The 21,992-nt window shown below is 69.1% G+C and carries 18 protein-coding genes and 1 pseudogene; 9 read left to right on the forward strand and 10 right to left on the reverse strand.

The annotated features are described in order from the left end of the window. Positions 1 to 120: 120 nt before the first annotated feature. The gene (locus tag AB0915_RS18010; protein ID WP_366692037.1) at positions 121 to 1,464 is read right to left on the reverse strand and encodes a UDP-glucose/GDP-mannose dehydrogenase family protein; all 1,344 of its coding nucleotides are present in this window, start codon (positions 1,462 to 1,464) and stop codon (positions 121 to 123) included. Between the two features lie 188 nt (positions 1,465 to 1,652). Here AB0915_RS18010 and AB0915_RS18015 point away from each other — a divergent pair, with 188 nt between their 5' ends. After that, positions 1,653 to 2,810 carry an acyl-CoA dehydrogenase gene (locus tag AB0915_RS18015; RefSeq protein ID WP_366692006.1) on the forward strand — a complete coding sequence of 386 codons (1,158 nt, stop codon included), beginning with the start codon at positions 1,653 to 1,655 and terminating at the stop codon, positions 2,808 to 2,810. A gap of 115 nt (positions 2,811 to 2,925) precedes the next feature. Here AB0915_RS18015 and AB0915_RS18020 read toward each other — a convergent pair whose 3' ends face one another. The 3 genes and pseudogenes from AB0915_RS18020 to AB0915_RS18030 form a co-directional block, all read right to left on the reverse strand. Then, positions 2,926 to 3,798, reverse strand: a complete 873-nt coding sequence (locus AB0915_RS18020) for a hypothetical protein (protein WP_366692007.1) — start codon at positions 3,796 to 3,798, stop codon at positions 2,926 to 2,928. 31 nt (positions 3,799 to 3,829) lie between these two features. Next, positions 3,830 to 4,803, reverse strand: a pseudogene (locus AB0915_RS18025) (helix-turn-helix domain-containing protein). Positions 4,804 to 5,083: 280 nt separating this feature from the next. Further along, positions 5,084 to 5,521, reverse strand: a complete 438-nt coding sequence (locus AB0915_RS18030) for an ATP-binding protein (RefSeq protein WP_366692008.1) — start codon at positions 5,519 to 5,521, stop codon at positions 5,084 to 5,086. Between the two features lie 163 nt (positions 5,522 to 5,684). On the opposite strand from AB0915_RS18030, the gene AB0915_RS18035 reads away from it, so the two are divergent. From AB0915_RS18035 to AB0915_RS18045, 3 genes are all read left to right on the forward strand, one after another. After that, complete coding sequence (locus AB0915_RS18035; protein WP_366692038.1) at positions 5,685 to 6,563, forward strand: helix-turn-helix transcriptional regulator; 879 nt, start codon at positions 5,685 to 5,687, stop codon at positions 6,561 to 6,563. Then, positions 6,560 to 6,769: a DUF397 domain-containing protein gene (locus tag AB0915_RS18040; protein ID WP_366692009.1), complete on the forward strand. Its 210-nt coding sequence runs from the start codon at positions 6,560 to 6,562 to the stop codon at positions 6,767 to 6,769. Before AB0915_RS18035 ends, AB0915_RS18040 begins: the two co-directional genes overlap by 4 nt. Before the next feature lie 149 nt (positions 6,770 to 6,918). After that, a complete protein-coding gene (locus AB0915_RS18045; RefSeq protein WP_366692010.1) occupies positions 6,919 to 7,392 on the forward strand; it encodes a hypothetical protein in 474 nt (157 codons plus the stop codon). A 93-nt stretch (positions 7,393 to 7,485) separates the two neighbouring features. On the opposite strand, the gene AB0915_RS18050 is transcribed toward AB0915_RS18045, so the two are convergent. Further along, positions 7,486 to 8,775, reverse strand: coding sequence for an LCP family protein (locus AB0915_RS18050; RefSeq protein ID WP_366692011.1), 1,290 nt, complete (start codon positions 8,773 to 8,775; stop codon positions 7,486 to 7,488). A gap of 120 nt (positions 8,776 to 8,895) precedes the next feature. Between AB0915_RS18050 and AB0915_RS18055 the strand changes: the two genes are divergently transcribed. Then, positions 8,896 to 9,444, forward strand: a complete 549-nt coding sequence (locus tag AB0915_RS18055; protein ID WP_366692012.1) for an acyl-CoA thioesterase — start codon at positions 8,896 to 8,898, stop codon at positions 9,442 to 9,444. Positions 9,445 to 9,513: 69 nt separating this feature from the next. On the opposite strand, the gene AB0915_RS18060 is transcribed toward AB0915_RS18055, so the two are convergent. Continuing rightward, positions 9,514 to 10,878, reverse strand: a complete 1,365-nt coding sequence (locus tag AB0915_RS18060) for an LCP family protein (protein WP_366692013.1) — start codon at positions 10,876 to 10,878, stop codon at positions 9,514 to 9,516. Positions 10,879 to 11,151: 273 nt separating this feature from the next. Between AB0915_RS18060 and AB0915_RS18065 the strand changes: the two genes are divergently transcribed. Further along, complete coding sequence (locus AB0915_RS18065) at positions 11,152 to 12,165, forward strand: glycosyltransferase family 2 protein (RefSeq protein WP_366692014.1); 1,014 nt, start codon at positions 11,152 to 11,154, stop codon at positions 12,163 to 12,165. Between the two features lie 73 nt (positions 12,166 to 12,238). Here the strand turns inward: AB0915_RS18065 and AB0915_RS18070 are convergent, their stop codons facing one another. The 4 genes from AB0915_RS18070 to AB0915_RS18085 all read right to left on the reverse strand — a co-directional run bounded on the left by AB0915_RS18070 (position 12,239) and on the right by AB0915_RS18085 (position 18,151). Further along, complete coding sequence (locus tag AB0915_RS18070) at positions 12,239 to 13,903, reverse strand: LCP family protein (RefSeq protein WP_366692015.1); 1,665 nt, start codon at positions 13,901 to 13,903, stop codon at positions 12,239 to 12,241. A 49-nt stretch (positions 13,904 to 13,952) separates the two neighbouring features. Beyond that, entirely contained in the window at positions 13,953 to 15,728 is a 1,776-nt protein-coding gene (locus AB0915_RS18075; RefSeq protein ID WP_366692016.1) for an LCP family protein, read from the reverse strand. Between the two features lie 223 nt (positions 15,729 to 15,951). Beyond that, a complete protein-coding gene (locus AB0915_RS18080) occupies positions 15,952 to 17,220 on the reverse strand; it encodes an LCP family protein (protein ID WP_366692017.1) in 1,269 nt (422 codons plus the stop codon). Positions 17,221 to 17,386: 166 nt separating this feature from the next. Beyond that, a complete protein-coding gene (locus AB0915_RS18085) occupies positions 17,387 to 18,151 on the reverse strand; it encodes a TIGR03089 family protein (protein WP_366692018.1) in 765 nt (254 codons plus the stop codon). A gap of 138 nt (positions 18,152 to 18,289) precedes the next feature. Between AB0915_RS18085 and AB0915_RS18090 the strand changes: the two genes are divergently transcribed. From AB0915_RS18090 to AB0915_RS18100, 3 genes are all read left to right on the forward strand, one after another. Then, complete coding sequence (locus AB0915_RS18090) at positions 18,290 to 19,636, forward strand: peptidoglycan recognition protein (RefSeq protein ID WP_366692019.1); 1,347 nt, start codon at positions 18,290 to 18,292, stop codon at positions 19,634 to 19,636. A 113-nt stretch (positions 19,637 to 19,749) separates the two neighbouring features. Continuing rightward, positions 19,750 to 20,841, forward strand: a complete 1,092-nt coding sequence (locus AB0915_RS18095; protein ID WP_366692020.1) for an NDP-sugar synthase — start codon at positions 19,750 to 19,752, stop codon at positions 20,839 to 20,841. 59 nt (positions 20,842 to 20,900) lie between these two features. Then, positions 20,901 to 21,899 (forward strand): DNA-3-methyladenine glycosylase 2 family protein, encoded by a 999-nt coding sequence (locus AB0915_RS18100; protein WP_366692021.1) that lies wholly within the window; start codon positions 20,901 to 20,903, stop codon positions 21,897 to 21,899. Positions 21,900 to 21,992: the final 93 nt, after the last annotated feature.

A 21,992-nucleotide genomic window follows, 5' to 3' on the forward strand; every position in this document is an offset into this window, starting at 1 on the left:
CCCGTCCCCTGAACGCGGCAGCGGACTCACCCGCTTCGGCCCTCCCGCTCGGCGGCCCACACGCTCACCGACCACCCGTCGAACGTCCCCGACGACCGGTAGGGCATGTCCTGGGGCGGGTCAGGCGCGAGGCCGGCCCATCGCCCGGTACGTCCAGCCCGCGTCGCGCCACAGCGTGCTGTCCAGCGTGTTGCGGCCGTCGAGAATGATCCGGTGTGCGGCGGCCTCCCCCAGCGCCGCCGGGTCCAGCTCGCGGAACTCCCGCCACTCCGTCAGGTGCAGCACCACGTCCGCGTCGCGCACCGCGTCCAGCGCCGACTCGGCGTACCCGAGCGTCGGGAAGAGCCGCCGGGCGTTGTCCATGCCCTTCGGGTCGTAGACGGTGACCTGGCCGCCCTGGAGGTGGATCTGACCGGCCACGTTCAGGGCCGGCGAATCGCGTACGTCGTCCGAGTCCGGCTTGAACGTCGCACCCAGCACGGCCACCCGCTTGCCGAGGAACGAGCCCCCGCCCACGGCCTCCCGGGCCAGTTCCACCATGTGACCGCGGCGCCGCATGTTGATCGAGTCGACCTCACGGAGGAAGGTCAGTGCCTGGTCGGCGCCCAGCTCACCGGCGCGCGCCATGAAGGCCCGGATGTCCTTCGGCAGACACCCGCCGCCGAAGCCGATACCGGCCCGCAGGAACTTGGCTCCGATCCGGTCGTCGTGACCGATCGCCTCGGCCAGCTTCGCCACATCACCGTCGGCGGCCTCGCAGACCTCCGCCATCGCGTTGATGAAGGAGATCTTGGTCGCCAGGAACGAGTTCGCCGCGGTCTTCACCAGTTCCGCGGTCGGGAAGTCCGTCACCACGAACGGCGACCCCTCCGCGACCGGCACCGCGTACACCTCGCGCAGCAGCTTCTCGGCCCGCTCGCTCGCCACACCGACGACGATCCGGTCCGGGTGCAGGGTGTCCTTCACGGCGAAGCCCTCGCGCAGGAACTCCGGGTTCCAGGCCAGCTCCGCGTCCGCGCCCGCCGGCGCCAGCTCCGCCAGCCGCGCCGCGAGCCGGGCGGCGGAGCCCACCGGCACGGTCGACTTGCCGACGACCAGCGCGGGCCGGGTGAGCTGCGGCGCCAGCGACTCGAAGGCGGAGTCCACATACGACATGTCGCAGGCGTACTCGCCGTGCTTCTGCGGGGTGTTGACGCAGACGAAGTGCACATCACCGAAGGCACCGACCTCTTCCCACGAGGTGGTGAACCGCAGCCGCCCGGTGGATCCCTCGATGCCCGCGACGTGCTTGTGGAGCAGCTCCTCCAGTCCCGGCTCGTACATCGGGACCCGGCCACTGCTGAGCATCTCGATCTTCTCGGGCACGACATCGAGACCGAGGACTTCGAAGCCCAGTTCCGCCATGGCTGCGGCGTGGGTGGCGCCGAGGTAGCCGGTGCCGATCACAGTGATCCTGAGGGCCATGGAGTGCTCCTGAGAGATGCGGACAGACATGCGGTGAACGAGCATAGTCGTGCCTCTGAAGGCCGGGTTTTACGGGCTCGGGGGACCCCTGTCGCGAAGCTCACGTGCAGCTCCCATAGGCCTTTGTGGGCCAGGCACCTAAAATCGGGTTACTTAACGGTAGTTAGCATCCCTGGGGAGTGAGAGTCTTGACGGGTTCCACCGATTTCGACCTGTACCGTCCGGCCGAGGAGCACGACATGCTCCGCGAGACGGTCCGTGCGCTCGCCGAGGCGAAGATCGCCCCGTTCGCTGCGGCGGTCGACGAGGAGGCCCGCTTCCCGCAGGAGGCATTGGACGCCCTGGTCGCCTCCGAACTGCAGGCCGTGCACGTCCCCGAGGAGTACGGCGGCGCCGGTGCAGACGCCCTCGCCACTGTGATCGTGATCGAGGAGGTGGCCCGCGTCTGCGCCTCCTCCTCCCTGATCCCGGCCGTGAACAAGCTGGGCTCGCTCCCGCTGATCCTCTCCGGCTCCGAGGCGCTGAAGAAGAAGTACCTCGGCCCGCTCGCCAAGGGCGACGCGATGTTCTCGTACTGCCTCTCCGAGCCCGACGCGGGCTCCGACGCCGCCGGCATGAAGACCAAGGCCGTCCGCGACGGCGACTTCTGGGTCCTCAACGGCGTGAAGCGCTGGATCACCAACGCGGGCGTCTCCGAGTACTACACGGTGATGGCCGTCACCGACCCGACCAAGCGCTCCAAGGGCATCTCGGCCTTCGTCGTCGAGAAGTCGGACGAGGGCGTCTCCTTCGGTGCCCCGGAGAAGAAGCTCGGCATCAAGGGCTCCCCGACCCGCGAGGTCTACTTCGACAACGTCCGGATCCCCGCCGACCGCATGATCGGCGAGGAGGGCACCGGCTTCGCCACCGCGATGAAGACCCTGGACCACACCCGCATCACGATCGCGGCCCAGGCCCTCGGTATCGCGCAGGGCGCCCTCGACTACGCCAAGGGCTATGTCCAGGAGCGCAAGCAGTTCGGCAAGCCGATCGGCGACTTCCAGGGCGTCCAGTTCATGCTCGCCGACATGGCGATGAAGCTGGAGGCGGCCCGCCAGCTCACCTACTCCGCCGCCGCCAAGTCCGAGCGCCTCGACAGCGACCTCACCTTCTTCGGCGCCGCGGCCAAGTGCTTCGCCTCCGATGTCGCGATGGAGATCACCACGGACGCGGTCCAGCTGCTCGGCGGCTACGGCTACACGCGGGACTACCCGGTGGAGCGGATGATGCGCGATGCCAAGATCACGCAGATCTACGAGGGTACGAACCAGGTCCAGCGGATCGTCATGGCGAGGAACCTGCCGTAGCGGTTATTGCCTTGGCGTCCGGCCCCCGATGCGCACATCGGGGGCCGGACGTGTATGTGGCGGCCAAGAGACCGCGTGAGACGGGCCGACCGGGCCGTAGCCGGCGGGGCGGGGGTTACTCCTCGGCGAAGACTTCCTCGGCGGAGGCGGCGGTGGCGGCGCGGTTGAGCCATTGGCGCAGGAACTGGGGGTCGTCGCAGGTGTCGATCTTCTCGCGGATCCCGTCGGTGATGGCGATGCCGCGTGCTTCGAGGACCAGCAAGAGGCTTTCTGCTCGGCCCTTTGCCCGGCCTTCGTCTCGGATTTCTTCCGACATGAAGGACTTGTAGAAAGAGAGGTCCACGGCCACCAGGTTCCTCCACTGTTGTGCGGCCGGGCGGTTGCCCAGGCCCTGTGCGGTGAGTTCGACGATGGGGTCGGCGACGGATTCCGGTGCGTCCCGCAGCGCGGCGGACAGGGTTTTCAGTATGGCACCGACGTCCGGGTTGTCGGCGTGCGTGATGGCGGCCAGGGTGGCGAGAGCGAGGTCCTTGCAGGCTTCGGCCACGTCGGTGATGACGGGCATGTTGTGCGGCCCGGCGACGAGGGGGTTCAGCGCGAGCGTCTGCCAGTGGCGGAGGCCGATAGAGATGGGGCGTGCGGCCCATGCGGCGGTCGCGTGGTCCTGGCAGACGACCAGCAACAGGATGGGCAGCCCGTATCTGTTGTGGAGGTAGGCGACGTAGTACGGCCAGCTGGCGGTCTTGGCCGGATCCTTCTTGCCCTGGGCTTCGATGGCGAGGAGGAAGGGCCCGTCCAGCTCCGTTTCGATGCGCAGGAGGGTGTCCACCCGGCGTTCGACGGGACGGGCTTCGGTGAGGTCGGTGGGAAGGGCGATGGCCGAGGTGGGTGGTGGGATGTCGACTCCGAGTACTTCGGAGACGCGGGAGAAGAGGCCCGGGTACTCCTGGAAGATGCGGTGCATTGCCTCGTGGGGCGAGCTGACCATGGAGGTCCGTTCGGGTCGGGTGGCGTTTCCGTCAGGCGGCTGTGTGGAGGTCTGCCCGGCAGTCGCGGCAGTGGCCGGGGTGGCGGGAGCGGAAGGCGCGGTCGCAGCGGTCGCAGTTCTGGAGCGGGATGACGATGACTCCGGGGCGTGCGAGTGCGACGTCCTGGCCTCCCGGCAGCGGCGGTGGCAGGAGCGTCGTGATCCGGTGGCGCAGGAGCTTGACCGGGTGCTTCACGGGGCTCGGGAGGTCGGTGGTGAGGGCGTGGCGGATGGTGCCGGGGTGGGCGTCGCGTTCGAGCCAGGTGGCGACGCCGGGGGTGAGGGTGCGGATGTCGTTCTCGGAGAGGACGAGCTGAGGTGCATGGCGGCGCAGGTCGGCGAGGAGTGCGGCGGCTGCTTGGTGCAGTTGGGGGTGAGTGCCCGCGGTTGGGGGAGCGGCGGGGGCGGCGTCCTGGGGGCGGTGGGAGCCGGTACGAGGACGGGGGTGGGGTGCGGTTCGGGCGTCCGCTGCGGCGCGGGCGCTTGCGGCGCCTCGGCGGGGGCGGTCTCGCGCAGTCGCGGCTGTGGTGTGGGCCGGGGGGCTGCCGGTTTGGTCCGCCTGGTCCGCGGCTCGGGTGCTGGGGCGGTGGACGTGGTGGCGCCCGGCTGGTTGTAGGAGACCGTGCGCGTCACGACGCGGCCGTTGGGAAGGCGTACGCGGCTGCGGTGGAGGTAGCCGGTTGCTTCGAGTTCGCGCAGGGCGGCGGCGATGCGGGTCCCACTCTCGGGGAAGCGTTCGGAGAGAACCTTGATGCCGATCTTCGCCCCGACGGGCAGCGACTGGATGTGTGCGGCGAGCCCGATGGCGGTGAGGGAGAGTCCGCGGTGCTGGGTGAGGTGGTTGCCGAGGACCGTGAAGCCTGCGGCGTGCCGGACGTTGATGTGGATGACGCCGGATGACGGTGTGGCGTCCCCGGGTACGGGGGACGGGGCGCATGGGGGCGCGGTAACCTGCTGGGTATCCATCGGGAAGGGCCTAACTTCCTCGGTGGTCAGGCCCTCGGTCGAGATTGGCGTCTCGTCGGGGGCCGTCGCATGTCTGTAGTTGTCGCGGCGAGCATATGCCTGCCAACCCATATGAAATCCAGCCCAGTTGCCCTATGTCACCCGCGCGAGTGACGAGGGCGGGGTGGGGCCGGGTTTGGGTGGGGAGGGTAATTTCCCCAGGTTCTTTAATGCTTTATGCGTCGTGGGGCGCGGCGACGTGGCTCACCGGGTCGTGGGTCTTCGCGACCCGGTGGAGCGGTCACGGTAGGAGGCTGAGTTCGGCCCAGATCGTCTTGCGCGGGACAGGCCCGAGGTCGATTCCCCAGCGGTCGGCGAGCGCCTCGACGATCAGCAGGCCGCGCCCGGATTCCGAATCGTCAGCGGGGGCTGACGCGCTGCCGGGCGTGGGAGGTAGTTGCTCGCCCCGGGTGTCGGTCACCGCGATCCGCAGGAGTGCGTCGCGGTGGACGGCGAGACTCAGTTGGAAGTCCCGGCCCGGCACGCGGCCGTGGACCGTGGCGTTGGTGGCCAGCTCGGCGACGATGTGCGCGGCCTTCTCCGACGGCAGCCCCCAGTCGCCCAGATGTGCGGTGGCGAGCAGTCGGGCGAGCCGGGCGCCTCGGCGGGTCGGGGACAGCAGCACGGTGAATTGCCGGGTGGGAGCGGAACGTTCGTTTCGGGTGATGTGTTGGTTCACATCACTCAGCGTGGCCGGGCGCGCGTACCGTGAACAGTGACGAGCCCCTTACGTACGGTGATTGTCCCGTACTTGTCCAGTGCTGTCCTGGCTGTCCGGAGTGACGTGCTGGGGACACCAGGGGTTGAGCAAGAACGGCATGCGCGTCGGAAGTGGGGCACGGATGAGTGTGGATGAGACCGGTACGGAGCGTGGGGACGGCGGGGCGGATGAGCCCGGCTGGGACGTCGATCCCGATGACGAGTCGGGGGTTGCGGTGGTTGCTGCGGTGGGCCGCCAGATCAAGGCGTGGCGGGAGTCGGCGGGGATGCGGGCCGGCGAGTTCGGGGCGGCGATCGGGTACGGCGAGGACCTGGTCTACAAGGTGGAGGGCGGTCGGCGCATCCCTCGCCCGGAGTTCCTGGACAGGGCGGACGAGGTGCTGGGTGCGGGCGGGAAACTTGCCGCGATGAAGCGGGATGTGGCGGAGGTCCGCTACCCGAAGAAGGTGCGGGATCTGGCGCGTATGGAGGCTCAGGCGGTCGAGTTGCTGGCCTATGGCAACAGCAGCTTCCATGGCCTTCTTCAGACGCCTGAGTACTCACGGGCGTTGTTCTCGATGAGGCAGCCTGCGTACTCGCAGGATGAGGTGGAACGAGGAGTCGATGCACGCGTGGCCCGCAAGGCGATCTTCGAGCGATCGCCCAGCCCCACGCTCGGGTTCGTTCAGGAAGAGGTGGTGCTCCGGCGTCCGCTCGGAGGCAAGATGGTGTTGCGCCGCCAACTCGAACACGTGCTGGAGATTATCGAGTCGCGAAACGTCACACTTCAGGTGATGCCGATCGGCCGCCAGGAGCACGCGGGAATCGACGGGGAGATCCAAGTGCTGAAATTCAAGGACGGTACGGCGATGGGACGTTCGGAAGGTGCGTTCGGTGGCCGGCCCGTTTCCGATCCGAAGCACCTCCGAATCCTTGAGTTGCGTTACGGCGTGATCCGGGCCCAGGCTCTCACCCCTAGGGAGTCGAGGGCCTTCATCGAGCGAGTGCTGGGAGAGACATGATCCGCAAGCCGTCTGCCGGGGACGCCTCCGTCTTGCAGTGGGCCAAGAGCAGCTACAGCGACAGCAGCAACGGCAGTGAGTGCATCGAGGTCGCCGCCGCTTCTGACACGGTCCACGTCCGCGACTCCAAGAACGCCGATGGCCCTCGATTCGCCGTACCGCTTGCCGCGTGGGTGGAGTTCGTGACGTACGCGTCCAGGAGCTGAGGCCTGTGCACCGTTGCCCTGAGCCTTGTTGATCCAGGCATCGGGGCACGGGTGTTGGACGATTGGGCACTGTCACCTGCGGCGGACAGTGGCGGAGCAGGCCCGCAAAAGATCGTTACGTCGGGCGCCATGGCGTACCTTCCCCTTCCATGACCGACATCACCGCACTCACCGGCCTGTTCACCGCGCTCGGTGCCGACGACGCGGAGGGCTGGGCCGAATCCGAGGCCGAGGAGAACATTCCGCAGCTCGCCCGCTACCGGTTCCTGCGGATGGTCTGGCAGGACATCGACGGGTGGAGTACGGCGGCGCCCGACTGGGTCGAGGCCTATCGGAAGGACGGGCTCGCCGCTGGTGCCGTCGAACGGGCGCTGGCCCTCGGTCTGACCCCCGGCGACCTGGGGGAGATAGCCCGTGAGGTAGCGAAGGAGACCGCGTTCGGTCTTCTCTACGGACTGGCCGACCCGGCGGACGGCGACCTTCCGCCCGAGATCGAACAGAAGCTGCCCGGCTGGTGCCTGGCCGAGCTGACACCGCGGGGCGAGCCAACCGGACGGATTCTGGACGCGCTGTACGAGGACCTGGACGAGGTCGAGCCGCAGGGGCCCGCCGGAGGCGTGTGATGACCGCGTTCGACGTGAGCGAGCGGCGGATCCGGGCCGGGCATGACGCGGGGCCCGTACGGCGAACCGTCCGGGCCCCGCGTCCGCCTGCCGTCAGTTACCGGAGACGGTGACCTTCTCGTCGTTGTTGAGCTGTTCCACCAGCTGCTTGACCTTGGCCTTGTCCCACACCAGGTTCCCGCCCGTGGAGCCGGAGATCGGCATGTTCATGGACTTGCCGTCACCGCCCGTGACGCCCTTCATCGCGAAGAACATGTTGCCCAGGTCCCACAGCGACATGTCCTTGTCGACGATCAGAGTGTCGAGACCGGCGCCCATCGTCGGGTACAGCTTGAACGGGTTGAGGATCGTGGACGGCGTCGCCGTCTGGCTCGCCAGCGCCGCGAGGAACTTCTGCTGGTTCTTCGTACGGTCCAGGTCGCTGCCCGCGAAGGCGTACCGGGTCCGCACGAAGGCGAGGGACTGCTCGCCGTTGAGGGTCTGCTTGCCGGCCTGGAAATCGGCGCCGGAGTTCTTGTCCTTGAACGCCTTGGGGATGTCGAGTTCCACCCCGCCGATCGCGTCGACGATCTTGGCGAAGCCGCCGAAGCCGATCTCGACGTAGTGGTCGATGTGCAGTCCGGTGTTGAACTCGACCGTGCGGACGAGCAGTTCGGGTCCGTCCTCGGCGTATGCGGCGTTCAGCTTGGTGAAGCGGCCACGGGCCGGGTAGAGCTTGCCGGAGTCGGAGCCCTTGTACGAGGGGATCTCGACGTTCGAGTCACGCGGCAGCGAGACCAGCGTCGGGCCGTTCGATCCGTCGTGCAGGATCATCATCGAGTCGGTCCGCTTGCCCTCGGCCGAGCCGGTGTGGAGCCTCTTCTTGTCCTCGGCCGTCATGCCCGCGCGGCTGTCGGAGCCGACGATCAGATAGTTGGTGCCGTCGCCCTCGTGCGGTCGCTCGATCACCTTGGAGAGGTCGACCTCACGCTTGAGCTTGGAGTCGGCCCAGAAGTACGTGCCGATGGAGACGGCCAGCACCACGACCACGAGGGTCAGGGCGCCTATCTTTATCCGGCGGCGCCAGTTGGGCGCGGGCCTCCCCTGGACGTAACCGCCGTCACCCCGGCCGCCGCCGTGACCGTAGCCGCCGCCGTTGCCGCCGCCGTAGACCTGTCCCGTGTTGTAACCGCCGCCGTACCCTGCGTTGTCGTCATAACCGCCGGAGTACTGCGGCGCCTCGGGCTGACGCTGTCGCGGCGCCGTCGGTCGCTGCTGCGGCGGCGCGGGGCGCCGCTGGACGTGCCGCATGACGCGGGCGCCCTCGGGCTGGGCGCTGTCACTGCCCCGCCCGTAGCGGTCGTTGCGGTCGTCGTCGGTCCATCCACCGGGCCTGTCGCTCATGCGGTCCAGTGTGCAGTCCGGGCGTGCCAGTATTACAGGGGGTGTGAGATATCGGGCCTGGGCTGTTGCGAAGCTGATGCAATGTCCGCGGCGCAGGGCCCCCCGCATAAGGTAGACGGTATGACAGATCAGGCCCCACGCCCGGAGGGCGACATTCCGGGCAAGCCGACTGCGGCGTCCCGGACCACCCTCAGCCACATCATGACCGGCAGCGACACCAATCTGCTGGGTACGGTGCACGGCGGCGTGATCATGAAGCTGGTCGACGACGCGGCGGGCGCCGTGGCCGGCCGGCACTCCGGCGGACCCGCGGTCACGGCCTCGATGGACGAGATGGTCTTCCTGGAGCCGGTACGCGTCGGGGACCTTGTTCACGTCCGTGCCCAGGTGAACTGGACCGGCCATTCCTCGATGGAGGTCGGCGTCCGGGTCATGGCCGAGCGGTGGAACGAATCGACCCCGGCCCAGCAGGTCGGCACCGCGTATCTGGTGTTCGCGGCGGTCGACGGGGACGGCAAGCCGCGCCCCGTACCGCAGGTGATCCCCGAGACGGAGCGCGACAAGCGGCGCTACCAGGAGGCGCAGATCCGGCGCACGCACCGGCTGGCCCGGCGCCGTGCGATCAAGGAACTGCGCGAGAAGCGCGCGGCGGAAGGCATCGAGGACTGACGGCGGGGCGTCCTCCCCGGAACTCCGGGGAGGACCACCGCCCCGGAGTTCCGCCCACGGGGCGCCTCGCTACGGGCATGCCACCTGGTCACCCGTGACCGTGGCGAACGTGCCCGGGTGCGTGTCCTCGGCCCGTACCCGCTCGACCTTGCCGAAGTCCGCTCCCGTCGTCACCTTCATCGTCGAGCCCAGCCCCTTGACTGCCCGCAGCTCGGCCCCCGGCAGCGCCGCCGCCAGCGACTTCGCCGACCGGTCCCACCTCGGGTCGTACTCGACCAGGGTGTGCTTCAGTTCCCGCGGTGCCCCGTTGAGCGGGGCCTGCGTCGTACGGAACCCGGTGGCGCGCAGGGCGTCGTCGGCCGTCCTGCCGAGGCCGTCCATCGGGGTTCCGTTGTAGACCTGGACCCGAATCTGCTGTGGCGCGACATCGACGGGCTTCGCAGCTGCCTGCTCCGGCCGCTTCACCGCGAGGGGCTTGTCGTCACGCAGCGCCTGGAAAAGCTTGGCCGACTTCTTCGGATCCCACTTGACCGTCGAGCCGATGCCCTTGACCGGATAGGAGGGGTCGCTGATCGGTACGGAGGTGAACTCGGACGACGCCGCGGTGAAGCCGCGCATCGCTTGGCCGAGTTCCAGGATCTGCTCTGTGCCGAGCCCCTCGTCGGCCCGGACCGAATGGAGCATCGTCGAGGCGATGTCCCGGAACTTCACCGGGTTCAGCAGGACACCGCTGCTGGTCGTCTGCTTGATCAGCGAGGCGAGGAACCTCTGCTGGCGCTGCATCCGGCCCAGGTCCGCGGCCCCGTCGACATGGCGTGAGCGCACGTACTGGAGCGCCTGCCCGCCGTTCAGCCAGTGGGTGCCCGCGGCGAGATCGAGACCGGTGTACGAGTCCTTCAGCGGCCGGGTGGTGCAGATCTGCACCCCGCCCAGGGTGTCGACCGTCTTCATGAAGCTGGTGAAGTCGACCTCCAGATAGTGGTCGATCTTGATACCGGTCATGTCCTCGACGGTCCGCACGGTCAGATTCGGCCCGCCCTCCGCGTAGGCGGCGTTCAGCTTCAGCGGGTGGGCGGCGTGCTCGGCGCCGGTGTTCCGGTCGCGGTGTTCCGGGATCTCGGCGTAGCTGTCGCGCGGAAGGGAGACGACGCTCGCGCGTTCCTTGTCCGCCGACAGATGCACCAGCATGATCGTGTCGGTGCAGTAGCAGGGCGCACCGCCAAGCCGGTACTTCTTCTTGTCGTCCTTGCTGATGCTGTCGCGGCCGTCGGTGCCGACGAGCAGCAGATTCGTGCCGTTCCCGGCCCGCGGCCGGTTCTTCATGTCCTTGAACGGATCGATGCGGTCGATCCCGGTTTCCAGATTGGTCACCACCGCGTGACCGATCCCGCCGGCGCCGAGCACCAGCACGGACAGACCGGTCGCGACCCGCATGCCCCAGCGGGGCCTCTCGTCCTGCTTTCTCGACCTGAGCTGCGGGGGAGCGGCGCGGGGGCGCGGCGGACGGGGGGAGCGGTGCGGTGTGGGCACAGGGGGACCTCCGCGGTGCAAGGGGGATCGTTCGCACAGTAGGCCCGTACGATCTCCATACCGGGAAGCGACCTTGCGGCGCGCGCCCGTGTCCCCCATTCGCGGTAACGTGGCGGCCGAAACGCCGCCTCCTGGGGTGAGAACCCCCGGCGCCCCCGAGGACCCCCCGAGGACCACATGCCTGCCGCGCAGTACCCCGCCGTCTCCGTGATCATGCCGGTGCTCGATGAGGAACGCCATCTCAGGAACTCCGTCCGGCACATCCTGGAGCAGGAGTACGCCGGCGAGATGGAGGTCGTGATCGCGCTCGGCCCGTCCACGGACCGTACGGACGAGATCGCCGCCGAGCTGGTACGGGAGGACTCCCGGGTCCACACCGTGCCGAACCCGACCGGCCGCACCCCGGCAGCGCTCAACGCGGCGATCAAGGCCTCCTCGCACCCCATCGTGGTGCGGGTCGACGGCCACGGCATGCTCTCGCCGAACTACATCGCGACCGCCGTCCGTCTCCTGGAGGAGACCGGCGCGCAGAACGTCGGCGGCATCATGCACGCCGAGGGCGAGAACGCCTGGGAGGACGCCGTCGCCGCGGCCATGACATCGAAGATCGGCGTCGGCAACGCGGCCTTCCACACCGGCGGCCAGGCGGGCCCGGCCGAGACCGTCTACCTCGGCGTGTTCCGCCGCGAGGCGCTGGAGAAGGCGGACGGGTACAACGTGGAGTTCATCCGCGCCCAGGACTGGGAGCTGAACTTCCGGATCCGTGAGGCGGGCGGACTGATCTGGTTCTCGCCGGAGCTGAAGGTGCAGTACCGGCCGCGTCCCTCGGTGAAGGCGCTGGCCAAGCAGTACAAGGACTACGGCCGCTGGCGCCATGTCGTCGCCCGCTACCACTCCGGCTCGATCAACCTGCGCTACCTCGCCCCGCCGACCGCCGTCTGCGCGATCGCGGCGGGCCTCGTGGCCGGAGCGGCCGTCACCCCGTGGGCGTTCGTCGTCCCGGCCGGGTATGTCGCCGCCATCGTCGCCGGGTCCCTCCCGGCGGGCAAGGGCCTGTCGCTGAAGGCACGGGCCCAGATCCCGGTGGCGCTGGCCACCATGCACATGTCCTGGGGGTACGGCTTCCTGACCAGCCCGCGCTCGCTGGCGAAGAAGGTCATCGCCAGCCGGCGCCCGGCCGTCACGGTGTAGCAGACCGACATGCTGTGGGGGGCCCTCCGATGTGCCGGAAGGCCCCCCACCGTGCGTTGTGCCCGGTCCGGAGCTACCAGCCGAAGCCCGGCTGGATGTCCATGCAGGCCGTTTCGTCGTCGCCGTTCAGGGCGCGGGCGCTCTTCGGAGTCTTCTCCTCGCCGCTGGACGCGTGGTAGTCCCCGCTCTCGCGCCAGTCAGCCCCCACCGTCAGCGTGATGCCCGAGACATCGGTCGACTTCTTCACCGCCGTCAGCGGGATACCGAGCGCCTTGGCGACGGCCTGGGCATTGCCCTCCATGTCCACGCTGGGGAAGAGCACCCCGGTCCGTGCTGTCGCTTCGGTGTACTGGGTGTTGACCTTGGCCTGGGTGAAGCCCTTGCCGGTCAGCAGTTCCTGGACCGCCGTGGCGCGGCCCTTGACCGGGTACTCGGTGGTGGTGCGGGTTCCGTTGCGGACGCTGACCGGGATCTCGGAGACGGGCGACGTGGGCTCCTTGGTCGTAGGGGCCTTGCGCTTGGACGCCTTGCCGTCGAGCGGGATGTCGTCGCGGACCATCTGGAACAGCTGATCGGCATCGCCGGGCTTGGGCAGTACCCGGCCCTTGTCCACACCCGTTCCGTAGACGTTCGGCATCGTCGTCATCGTGATGCGCTTGGTGGGCGCCTTCTTGAGCTCGCCCGCGAGGTCGTACAGCTTCTTGACCGTGTCGAGGCCCTTGTCGACCGTCAGCGCGTTGGTCGCCGCCTCGGCGAGGTCCATCAGCTTGCCCGGGTCGGTGAGCTTGGTTCCCTTGCGCAGCTCACGGACCATCGAGTTCATGTACATGTGCTGGGCGTGGGTGCGTCCGAGGTCGGTGCCGTCCTCGAAGCCGTAGCGGGTCCGCAGCCACTGAAGGGCCTGCTTGCCCTTCACCTTCGTGGTGCCTTCCTCCAGCCTCAGCCCGGAACCCTTGCCGTCGCGTGTGTGGGAGTAGACGTTGCCCTTGACGCAGACCGGGACGCCGCCGATCGCGTCGGCCATCGAGACCACACCGGCGAAGTCGATCATCATGAAGTGGTCGATGGTGATGCCGGTCAGCTCGTACCAGGTGGCCACGGTGCACCCGGGACCGCCGCGGCCGAGCGTCTGGTTGGTCATCGCCAGGCCCGTGGACGCGGAGTAGACGTGATGCGTCTTCGGATCGGTGCACTTCGGGATCTTCAGCAGTGTGTCGCGCGGCATGCTGATCACCGACATGTTGCTGCGGTCCGCGGAGAGATGGAGCAGCATCTGCACATCGGCCAGCGGCGGCGCCCCGAAGGTTTCCTTGGCCCCGCCGAGCTTCTGGTTCTCCTTGGAGTCCCGCGCGTCCGAGCCGATGAGCAGGATGTTCAGCGGGGTCTGACCGGCGGCATTGGCCTTGTGATCGGCCATCTTCTTGTCGCCGAGCGTCAGGTCGGCCTTCTTGAGGTTGCCGTTGAGGTGCTGGTAGTAGAGGTATCCGGCGCCCGCGCCGCCGAGTATGACCAGTGCGAGTACGTACGCGACCCAGCGCAGTATGCGGCGCTTTCCGCGTTTCCCGTGCCGGTGCGACGTGCCGCGGCGGCGCCCGCCGTGACCCGGCCCCTCCCGGTCCGCGCCGGCGCCCCGGCCTGGGGCCGGGCCGTCCGCGTACAGGTCGTCGTCCCAGCCGAGTTGGCCGGCATGCCGGACGCGTGGTCGCGTCCCCTCCCCGGGCGTGCTGCTCCGTCCCACCTGGACCCCCCTGCTGCTCAGACTCTTGGAATGGCGCAGTGACCCGGCGTCACTTCGCGCACTCTGCCTTGGCGGCGTTTGCTAGCGGTATGTCTGCCGGTGCCTTTGCCGGTCCGGTGATGGGCACGCCCGCGCCCTTGAAGTCCGCGCCCAGGGTCAGGACCATCGCCTGAAGCCCCTCCGCGTCGGTGGTGCCCTTCTTCAGAGCCGAGCCGGGCAGCCCCATCATGGCGGCGAGTGCACGGGCCTGGTCCGCCTGGTTGGGGGCGTACTCGAGCGTCGTCTTGGAGATCTTCGCCGGGGCGTTGGCCTTGTTGGTGGACTTGAGCACGCCCTGGTCGTTCTGCAGCCACGTGACCGTCTCCTGCGCGGCACCCGGCCGGTCGCCGCCGTTGAGGACATCGACACGTACGTCGGCGGCAGCGGCCTTGGTCCCCTTGAGCAGTGCGTCCTGCTTGCTCTTGGCGGCCTTCTCCTGCTTCTTCACCTCGGTCAGCGAGGTGTCCTCACGCATCATCTGGAACAGCGGTTCGGACTTGGCGGTGTTGAGCACCACCGTCGCATGGACCTTCTCGGCCGGGTTGTCTATCACCGGGGCCGTCACGAAAGTGATGTTCTTGGTGTCGACCTTGCTGAGCTCCTGGGCGAGCGACATCAGCTTCTTCCCCGTGCCGATGGGCTTGTCGACCGTGAGGGCCTTGGTCGCCGCGTTCGCCAGGTCGTACAGCTTCGTCGGGCTGGTCAGGGTGTCGCCCGACTTCATCTGCCGGATCATCGAGCCGATGAACTGCTGCTGCACCTTGATCCGGTCGAGGTCGCCGTGGTTGCCGAAGCTGTGCCGGGTGCGGACGAACGCGAGAGCGTCCTCGCCCTGGACCGTGCTCTCACCCTCCGGCAGGTCGAGGTGCGACTTGGGGTCCTTGACCGCGTGCGCCAGGCAGACCTTGACGCCGCCGACCGCCGTGGAGAGTTCCTTCACCGCGTTGAAGTCGACCATCATGAAGTGGTCGACCTTCAGGCCGGTGATCTCCTCGACGGTACGCATGGTGCAGCCCGGGTCGCGCCCGTCCTGGCCGAGGCTGGTGTTGAACCGGATGTTCTGCGTCCCCGGAATGACCTTCTTCGTGCCGTCCGGCAGCGTGGTTTCGCAGTCCGGGATGTTGGTGATCAGGTCGCGGGGGATGCTCAGCGCCGTCGCGTTGGTCCGGTCCTTGGAGACGTGGAAGAGGATGTTGGTGTCGGCGTGGCCGACGCTGCCCTTGTCGCCGTACCCCTCGTTGCCCTTACCGGTCCGCTTGTCGGTGCCGATGATCAGGATGTTGAGGGGTGCGTCGGAGGTGACGTTCTTGTTTCCGACGTCACCGGTGTCGATAGTGCTCAGGTTGCTGTTGAAGTGCTGGTACAGCGCGTAGCCGCCGATCGAGAGGCCGACGAGCACGAAGGCCGTCACGCCGCCCGTCCAGATGAGCGCCTTCTTGCCGCGGGACTTGGGCTGCTTGCGTTTGCGCCGGCCCGCGGTGTCCGGACCGGAACCTTCCGGCCCGCGCGGGCCATTGGCCGCCCGACGGCCACGCTGGGCCGGCACCTCGCGCCGCGGCCCGTTGCCACGCCCGCCGCCGTCACGCGCATCGCTTCTGCGCTCGCCACCGCCCTCACGAACCGCACCTGCACGCCTGGAACCACGCTGCCCCGGAGGGGTCGGCATACGGCTTGAATCCCCTCCGGATTGGGGCAGTCGCAATTCGTAATCGCCGGTCTGCGGGTTGAGTACCCACTGGTCTGCGGGGTCGATTTCGTCCGCCCGCCCACGGCTTTGCGCATCCACGGTTGTTTGAGTCCTCCGTCGGTGCCACGCGAGGCGCCTCCCCCGACAAGGCGCTCGTTCTTTCGCTCCAGCAGTGCGCGACCTGACGGCCGGAAGCACCGGATCGCGTCACACTATCCGCCAAGTTCGGCGTCGAGCGACGGGCGTGACAAATTCCACGGACTTTACAACCGGTCATTCTGCTCATTGTGCGCCGATCGTCGACATCTCCTTGGCCATTGCTTTACTGCTTGCACAGGTCCGCGGCCGCGTTGTTGCCCGAATAGGTGGGTGTGGGCGTCGGGTTCGTGGACTCCGAGGCGTGCCTGTTCCCGTTCTTCCTGCGTGCCGGCTCGTCCGCCGGGACCACCGTGACAGAGGCGTCCTGGCGCAGTTGCTTGAAGAGCTTGGCCGCGTCGGGCTGGACGAGTTCGTCCCGGTTCGGGTCGGCGGCGTACGGCTGTCGTGGCACGGTCAGGAACTGCACCTTGTCGGTCGGTACGTCGCGCACGCCGCGCACCAGCGCGTACAGGTCCTTGAGGCTGCCCAGGCCGGGGTCCGTGGTCAGCGACTTGGTGGCCGCGTCCAGCACCGGATAGAGGCGGGTCGGGTTGAGCAGGACACCATTGCTCTGCACCTTGTTCACCAGCGCGCCGAGGAAACGTTGCTGGCGGTCCATCCGGTCGGTGTCGCTCCCGTCGCCGAGGGACTTGCGCGCCCTTACGTAACCCAGTGCCTGCTCGCCGTCGAGCTTCTGGCGTCCCGCGCGCAGCTTCACGTGCGCGTCGGGGTCGTCGATCGGCTCCTTGAGGCAGACCTCGACACCGTCCACCGCGTCGACCATGTCCTTGAAGCCGTTGAAGTCGACGACCATGTAGTGGTCTATGCGGATCCCGGTCATCAGCTCGACCGTACGGATCGTGCAGGCGGTGCCGCCGAACTCGAAGGCCCAGTTGAACTGGGCGAATTGCTTGGCGGTCTGCTTTCCGTCCGATGTGCGGCACCTGGGGATCTCCGCCATCAGATCGCGCGGGAGGGACATCGCGGTGACGCTCTTCCGGCCTGCGGGGAGGTGCAGCAGGATCGTGGTGTCCGAGCGCTGGCTGCCGCCGTAGGAGCGACCGTACTCGCGGTTGTCACCGGCGCGGCTGTCGGAGCCGATGAGCAGGATGTTCTGCGCCTCGTGCACGACGGACGGCGGGCGCTCCTTCTCGTACGCGCGCAGTTCGGCGGCGGCCGCCGTGTCCGTCTTGATGTTGCTGTCGAGCTTCCGGTACAGCCACCAGCCGGCGCCGGCGGCCACCAGGACGAGGAACGAGGCGGCGAGCGCGGCCCAGCGCAGCCAGTGGTGCCTGCGCCGGGCGGGGGCGGCCCCGTCCCGCCAGCGCACGCGCGAGGCTTTTCCGTCCGGCCCGTCCTGTGACTTGTCCTGCGACTCGCCCCTCGACGTGTCCTCGTCCTTGTCCGCGGCCGAGTGGTCGGGATCCGGCGGCGTGCCGGCATTTTCGGTCACGTCTGCGTCCATCCTTCACGTTCGGCAGCGCGCTGGGCCGCCGGTCGCAGGAGTAGACGGCTGAACCCCACGCTTTGGTTGTGCCCAGGGCCTGTACCGCCGATCATGTACCGGAGTTGAGGCGCAGGCCCGGGGGCTCGGCCCGCTGTGGGCCGTACGAGTGCGCTCAGGGTGCCGGTCGTACCGCGGTGTTGGTGACCCGCTCACTCTCGATGCGCTTGGCGAGCCCGTCCTCGTCCAGCCGGTCCACATGTCGGCACAGAACCACCGAGCCGCCGGTGGCCAGCGGCGCGTACAGCCCGGCGCTGAGCCCTTCCCAGGTGTCGTAGGTGTGCCCGGTCAGCAGCCGCGACCCCGGCATCAGACCCAGCTCCGCACCGTCCTCGCGGGCGCGCGCGACCAGTTGCGCCGACGTCAGCGCGACACCGCCGACGGTCAGCGCGGGCGCGTCCGGGTCCACCGGTGCGAACGGCGCGAACCGGTCGCCCTGGCCCGGCACCTCCACGGCATAGTCCGCGAAGCCCTCGGGCGGCTGCGGGAACCGGCCGCCCAGTGGACGCAGGGCCAGCGCGACGCGCTCGCCGCGGCAGGCGCGCGCCGCGTCCAGCGTGTCCGGACCGGTCACGACGAGATCGGCGGCGGCGGGGTCGCCCTGCACATCGGCGACGACGCCGACCGAGGAGCAGGCGAGCAGCCAGACCGCGGACTGCCAGTGCGCGGGCAGCAGGAGGGCGAGCCGGTCGCCGGGTTCCGCGGCCAGGTCGCCCTGCAGCAGATTGGCTGTCTTGGCCACCCAATTGGCGAAGGTGGCCACCGACAGTTCGACCCGTTCTCCGGTGGCGTCGTCGTAGAAAGTGACCATGGGGCGGGCCGGGTCCGCGGCGAGCGCGGAACGCAGCAGGTCGGCAGGGGTGCGGTCGCTGGCGTTCATCCGCGCAAGGGTACGCGGCCGCGTCGGACGGGACCCGGTGCCACGGATGTCGCATACACCGGTTCGGCAGACGGCTCGTCAATTGCAGGGAGATATCCCAGTAGCCAGAGTTGTCGGATTATGCCCAAGATCGTTCGTATGTGTGCCTTCATTGCATCCGCCATCGGTGTCACCTGCTCGGCAGTCCTCGTCCTGCCGCTCGCCGCGCCCGCGGGCGCCGCCCCCGACACCACCGTCACCGCAGAGACCGAGGCCGCCGACCCCGTCGAGGTGCCCGGGTCGACCCAGTCCCTGCCACTCACTGCGCTGCCCCCCGCGTCCACGCGGGCGACCGGCGCCCCCACCGAGGCCGCCGCCACCGCCGAACAAGGCCTGCCCCGGCGCGACGTCCACCCCTTCTCCCTGGTCGGTGTCGTCTGGGACGACGCCGACGTGGAACTCAACGGCACCGTCCAGGTCCGCACCCGCGCCACCAACACCACCCACTGGTCGGACTGGCAGGAGCTGGAGACCCACAACGTCGAGCACGGCGCCGACCCCGGCACCGCCGAACGCGACTCCGGGACCGTCCGCGGCTCCACCGCTCCGCTCTGGGTCGGCGACTCCGACGGCGTCGAGGTCCGGGTGAGCCCCGAAGTGACCGACGTACGGGACCGGGACAGCGGCGCCAGCGTCCCGCTGCCCGACGGGTTGCGACTCGAGCTCGTCGACCCGGGCAAGGACCCTCAACACCTCCCCGCAGCAGGCCCGGGAGCCGCAGCCGGCGGCGGGGACAGTCGTGCCCAGTCCTCCGAAGCCCTGGTTCTCCCAGCGCTGAGCAAGGCGGAGACCGAGGCGGAGAGCGAGGCCGAGGACGGCGTCGCCCCGGGCAGCAAGCCGTACATCGGCCCCCGACCGACCATCATCACCCGCAAGGGCTGGGGCGCCGACGAGAAGCTCCGCGAGAGCACCTTCGTGTACACAACGTCCGTCAAGGCCGCCTTCATCCACCACACCGCTACGGGCAATAGCTACACGTGTGCGCAAGCGGCCTCGGTCCTTCGGGGTATTTACCGCTACCACGTCGAGAGCAGCGGCTGGCGCGACATCGGCTACAACTTCGCCGTCGACAAGTGCGGAACCATCTACGAAGGGCGCGCCGGAGGCGTGACGAAGCCCGTCCAGGGCGCGCACACGCTCGGTTTCAACGCCGACAGCATGGGCATTGCGGTGCTCGGAACCTTCACCACGTCCAAGCCGCCCACCGCAGTGGTGAACGCCGTCGCCGAGCTCACCGCCTGGAAGCTCGGCCTGTTCGGCGCCGACCCCAGTGGCAGCACCACGCTCGTCTCCGGCGGCGGCAACCGGTTCAAGAAGGGAACGAAGGTCAAACTCAAGGTCATCTCCGGCCACCGGGACGGCTTCGTCACCGAATGCCCGGGAGAACGCCTCTACGAGAAGCTCGGCACGGCCCGGACCACCTCCGCCCGTCTGCAAGGCCGCTGACGACCCGCCGCTGCGGACTGCTGCGGGGCTGCCGGACGGTGATGAACGGCCCGGTCTGCATACACTGGCCAGCCAAAACCAGGCCCGGCCCCAGCAGGAAGCAGAGACGTGCCGTGACAGAGGCAAAAGAAGCGATTCTCCTGGTCGGTGGCAAGGGCACCCGACTGCGCCCGCTCACGGTGCACACTCCCAAGCCCATGGTTCCGGCGGCCGGTGTCCCGTTCCTCATGCACCAACTGGCGCGGGCGCGGGCCGCCGGGGTCGAGCACATCGTGCTCGCGACCTCGTACCTGGCGGAGGTCTTCGAGCCGTACTTCGGTGATGGCTCGTCGCTCGGCCTGCACATCGAGTACGTCACCGAACGCGAACCGCTCGGCACGGGCGGGGCCATCCGCAACGTGGCGTCCCGCCTCACCTCGGGCCCGGACGAACCCGTGCTCATCTTCAACGGCGACATCCTCACCGGCCTCGACATCCGGGCGCTGGTCACCTCGCACGCCACCTACGGCGCGGATGTCTCGCTCCACCTCACCCGGGTCGAGGACCCCCGCGCCTTCGGACTCGTACCGACGGACTCCACGGGCAGGGTGACCGCGTTCCTGGAGAAGCCGCAGACGCCCGAGGAGATCGTCACCGACCAGATCAACGCGGGGGCGTACATCTTCCGCCGCTCGGTCATCGACACGATCCCGGCCGGCCGGCCGGTCTCCGTGGAGCGCGAGACGTTCCCCGGACTGCTTGCCTCCGGCGCGCACCTCCAGGGCATGGTCGACTCCACGTACTGGCTGGACCTCGGCACGCCGCAGGCATTCGTGCGCGGCTCCGCCGACCTCGTCCTCGGCCGCGCCCCGTCCCCGGCCGTTCCCGGCCGGTGCGGCGACCGGCTCGTCCTGCCGACCGCATCCGTCGCCGCCGACGCCAAACTCACCGGCGGTACGGTCATCGGCGAGGACGCCCTGATCGGCGACGGCGCACGGATCGACGGCTCCGCGGTACTGGCCGGAGCGGTCGTCGAACCCGGCGCCGTGATCACGGACTCCCTGGTCGGAGCGGGTGCCCGGATCGGCAGCCGTACGGTCCTGGTGGGCGCCGTCATCGGCGACGGCGCCCACGTCGGCGCCAACAACGAACTGCGTGACGGCGTCCGTGTCTGGTGCGGTGCGGTCCTGCCGGACGCGTCGGTCCGTTTCTCGTCGGACGAATGACGCACGCGCTGCGGCGCGTACCCTCGAGAGGCATCCCCGACGACCGAGGACCTTCACCCGTGGCAGGACGATTCGCTCCCCGCAGCGCCCCGCGCACGCCCGTCCCACGCCAGGTGCCGACCGGTCCGGCACCGGAGGCACTGACCCGGGACTGGACCCCGCCGGGCCCGCTCGACCTGCGCCTCGTCCTCGGCCCGCTGCGCCGCGGCCCCGCCGACCCCACGTTCCGCATCGACCGGGACGGCTCGGTCTGGCGGGCCACCCGCACCCCTGCAGGCCCCGGCACGCTCCACATCACCGACCGGGGCGGCCGGATCGAGGCGACGGCCTGGGGCCCCGGTGCGTCCTGGCTGCTGGACCAGCTCCCGACCCTGCTCGGTGCGGAGGACGACCCGGAAGCATTCCGCCCCCGCCACCGCCTGGTCGCAGCAGTCCGGCACCGCCGACCCGGACTGCGCCTGCTGCGCACCGGTCTGGTGCTGGAGTCGCTGATCCCGTCGATCCTGGAACAGAAGGTCACCACCGACGAGGCCTACCGTGCCTGGCGCCTCCTGGTCCGTACGTACGGCACTCCGGCCCCCGGTCCGGCAGCGGCCCTGTTCGGCACGCACGGCCTGCACGTCATGCCGGACCCGCGCACCTGGTCGCTGATCCCGTCCTGGGAATGGCATCGCGCCGGCGTCGACGCCAAGCGCTCGGCCACGATCCTGCGCGCGGTACGAGTCGCCCGCCGCCTGGAGGAAGCGGCGACGATGCCCCTCCCCGAGGCCACTGCCCGCCTGGAACTGATCCCCGGCATCGGCCCGTGGACCTCGGCGGAAACCCTCCAACGAGCCAACGGTGCCCCCGACGCGGTCACCGTGGGCGACCTCCACCTCCCCGGCATCATCGGGCACGCCCTGGCAGGCAACCAAAACGCCGACGACGCGGAAATGCTGACGCTCCTCACCCCCTACGAGGGCCAGCGCCACCGAGCCACCCGCCTCATCCTGCTCTCGGGCCACACCCCGCCGCGCAGAGCTCCGCGCATGACAAGAGGCGACATCGCCCGCCTCTGAGATCCCCTCAAACACCGACTCGGCCTCGCAGTCCACGACCAGCGGTGTCGCATGCGAGCCGGTCCGGCGAGCGAGGGCGAACGGGCCCCAGGG

The organism is Streptomyces sp. NPDC048411 (assembly GCF_040704695.1).
Lineage (GTDB): Bacteria > Actinomycetota > Actinomycetes > Streptomycetales > Streptomycetaceae > Streptomyces.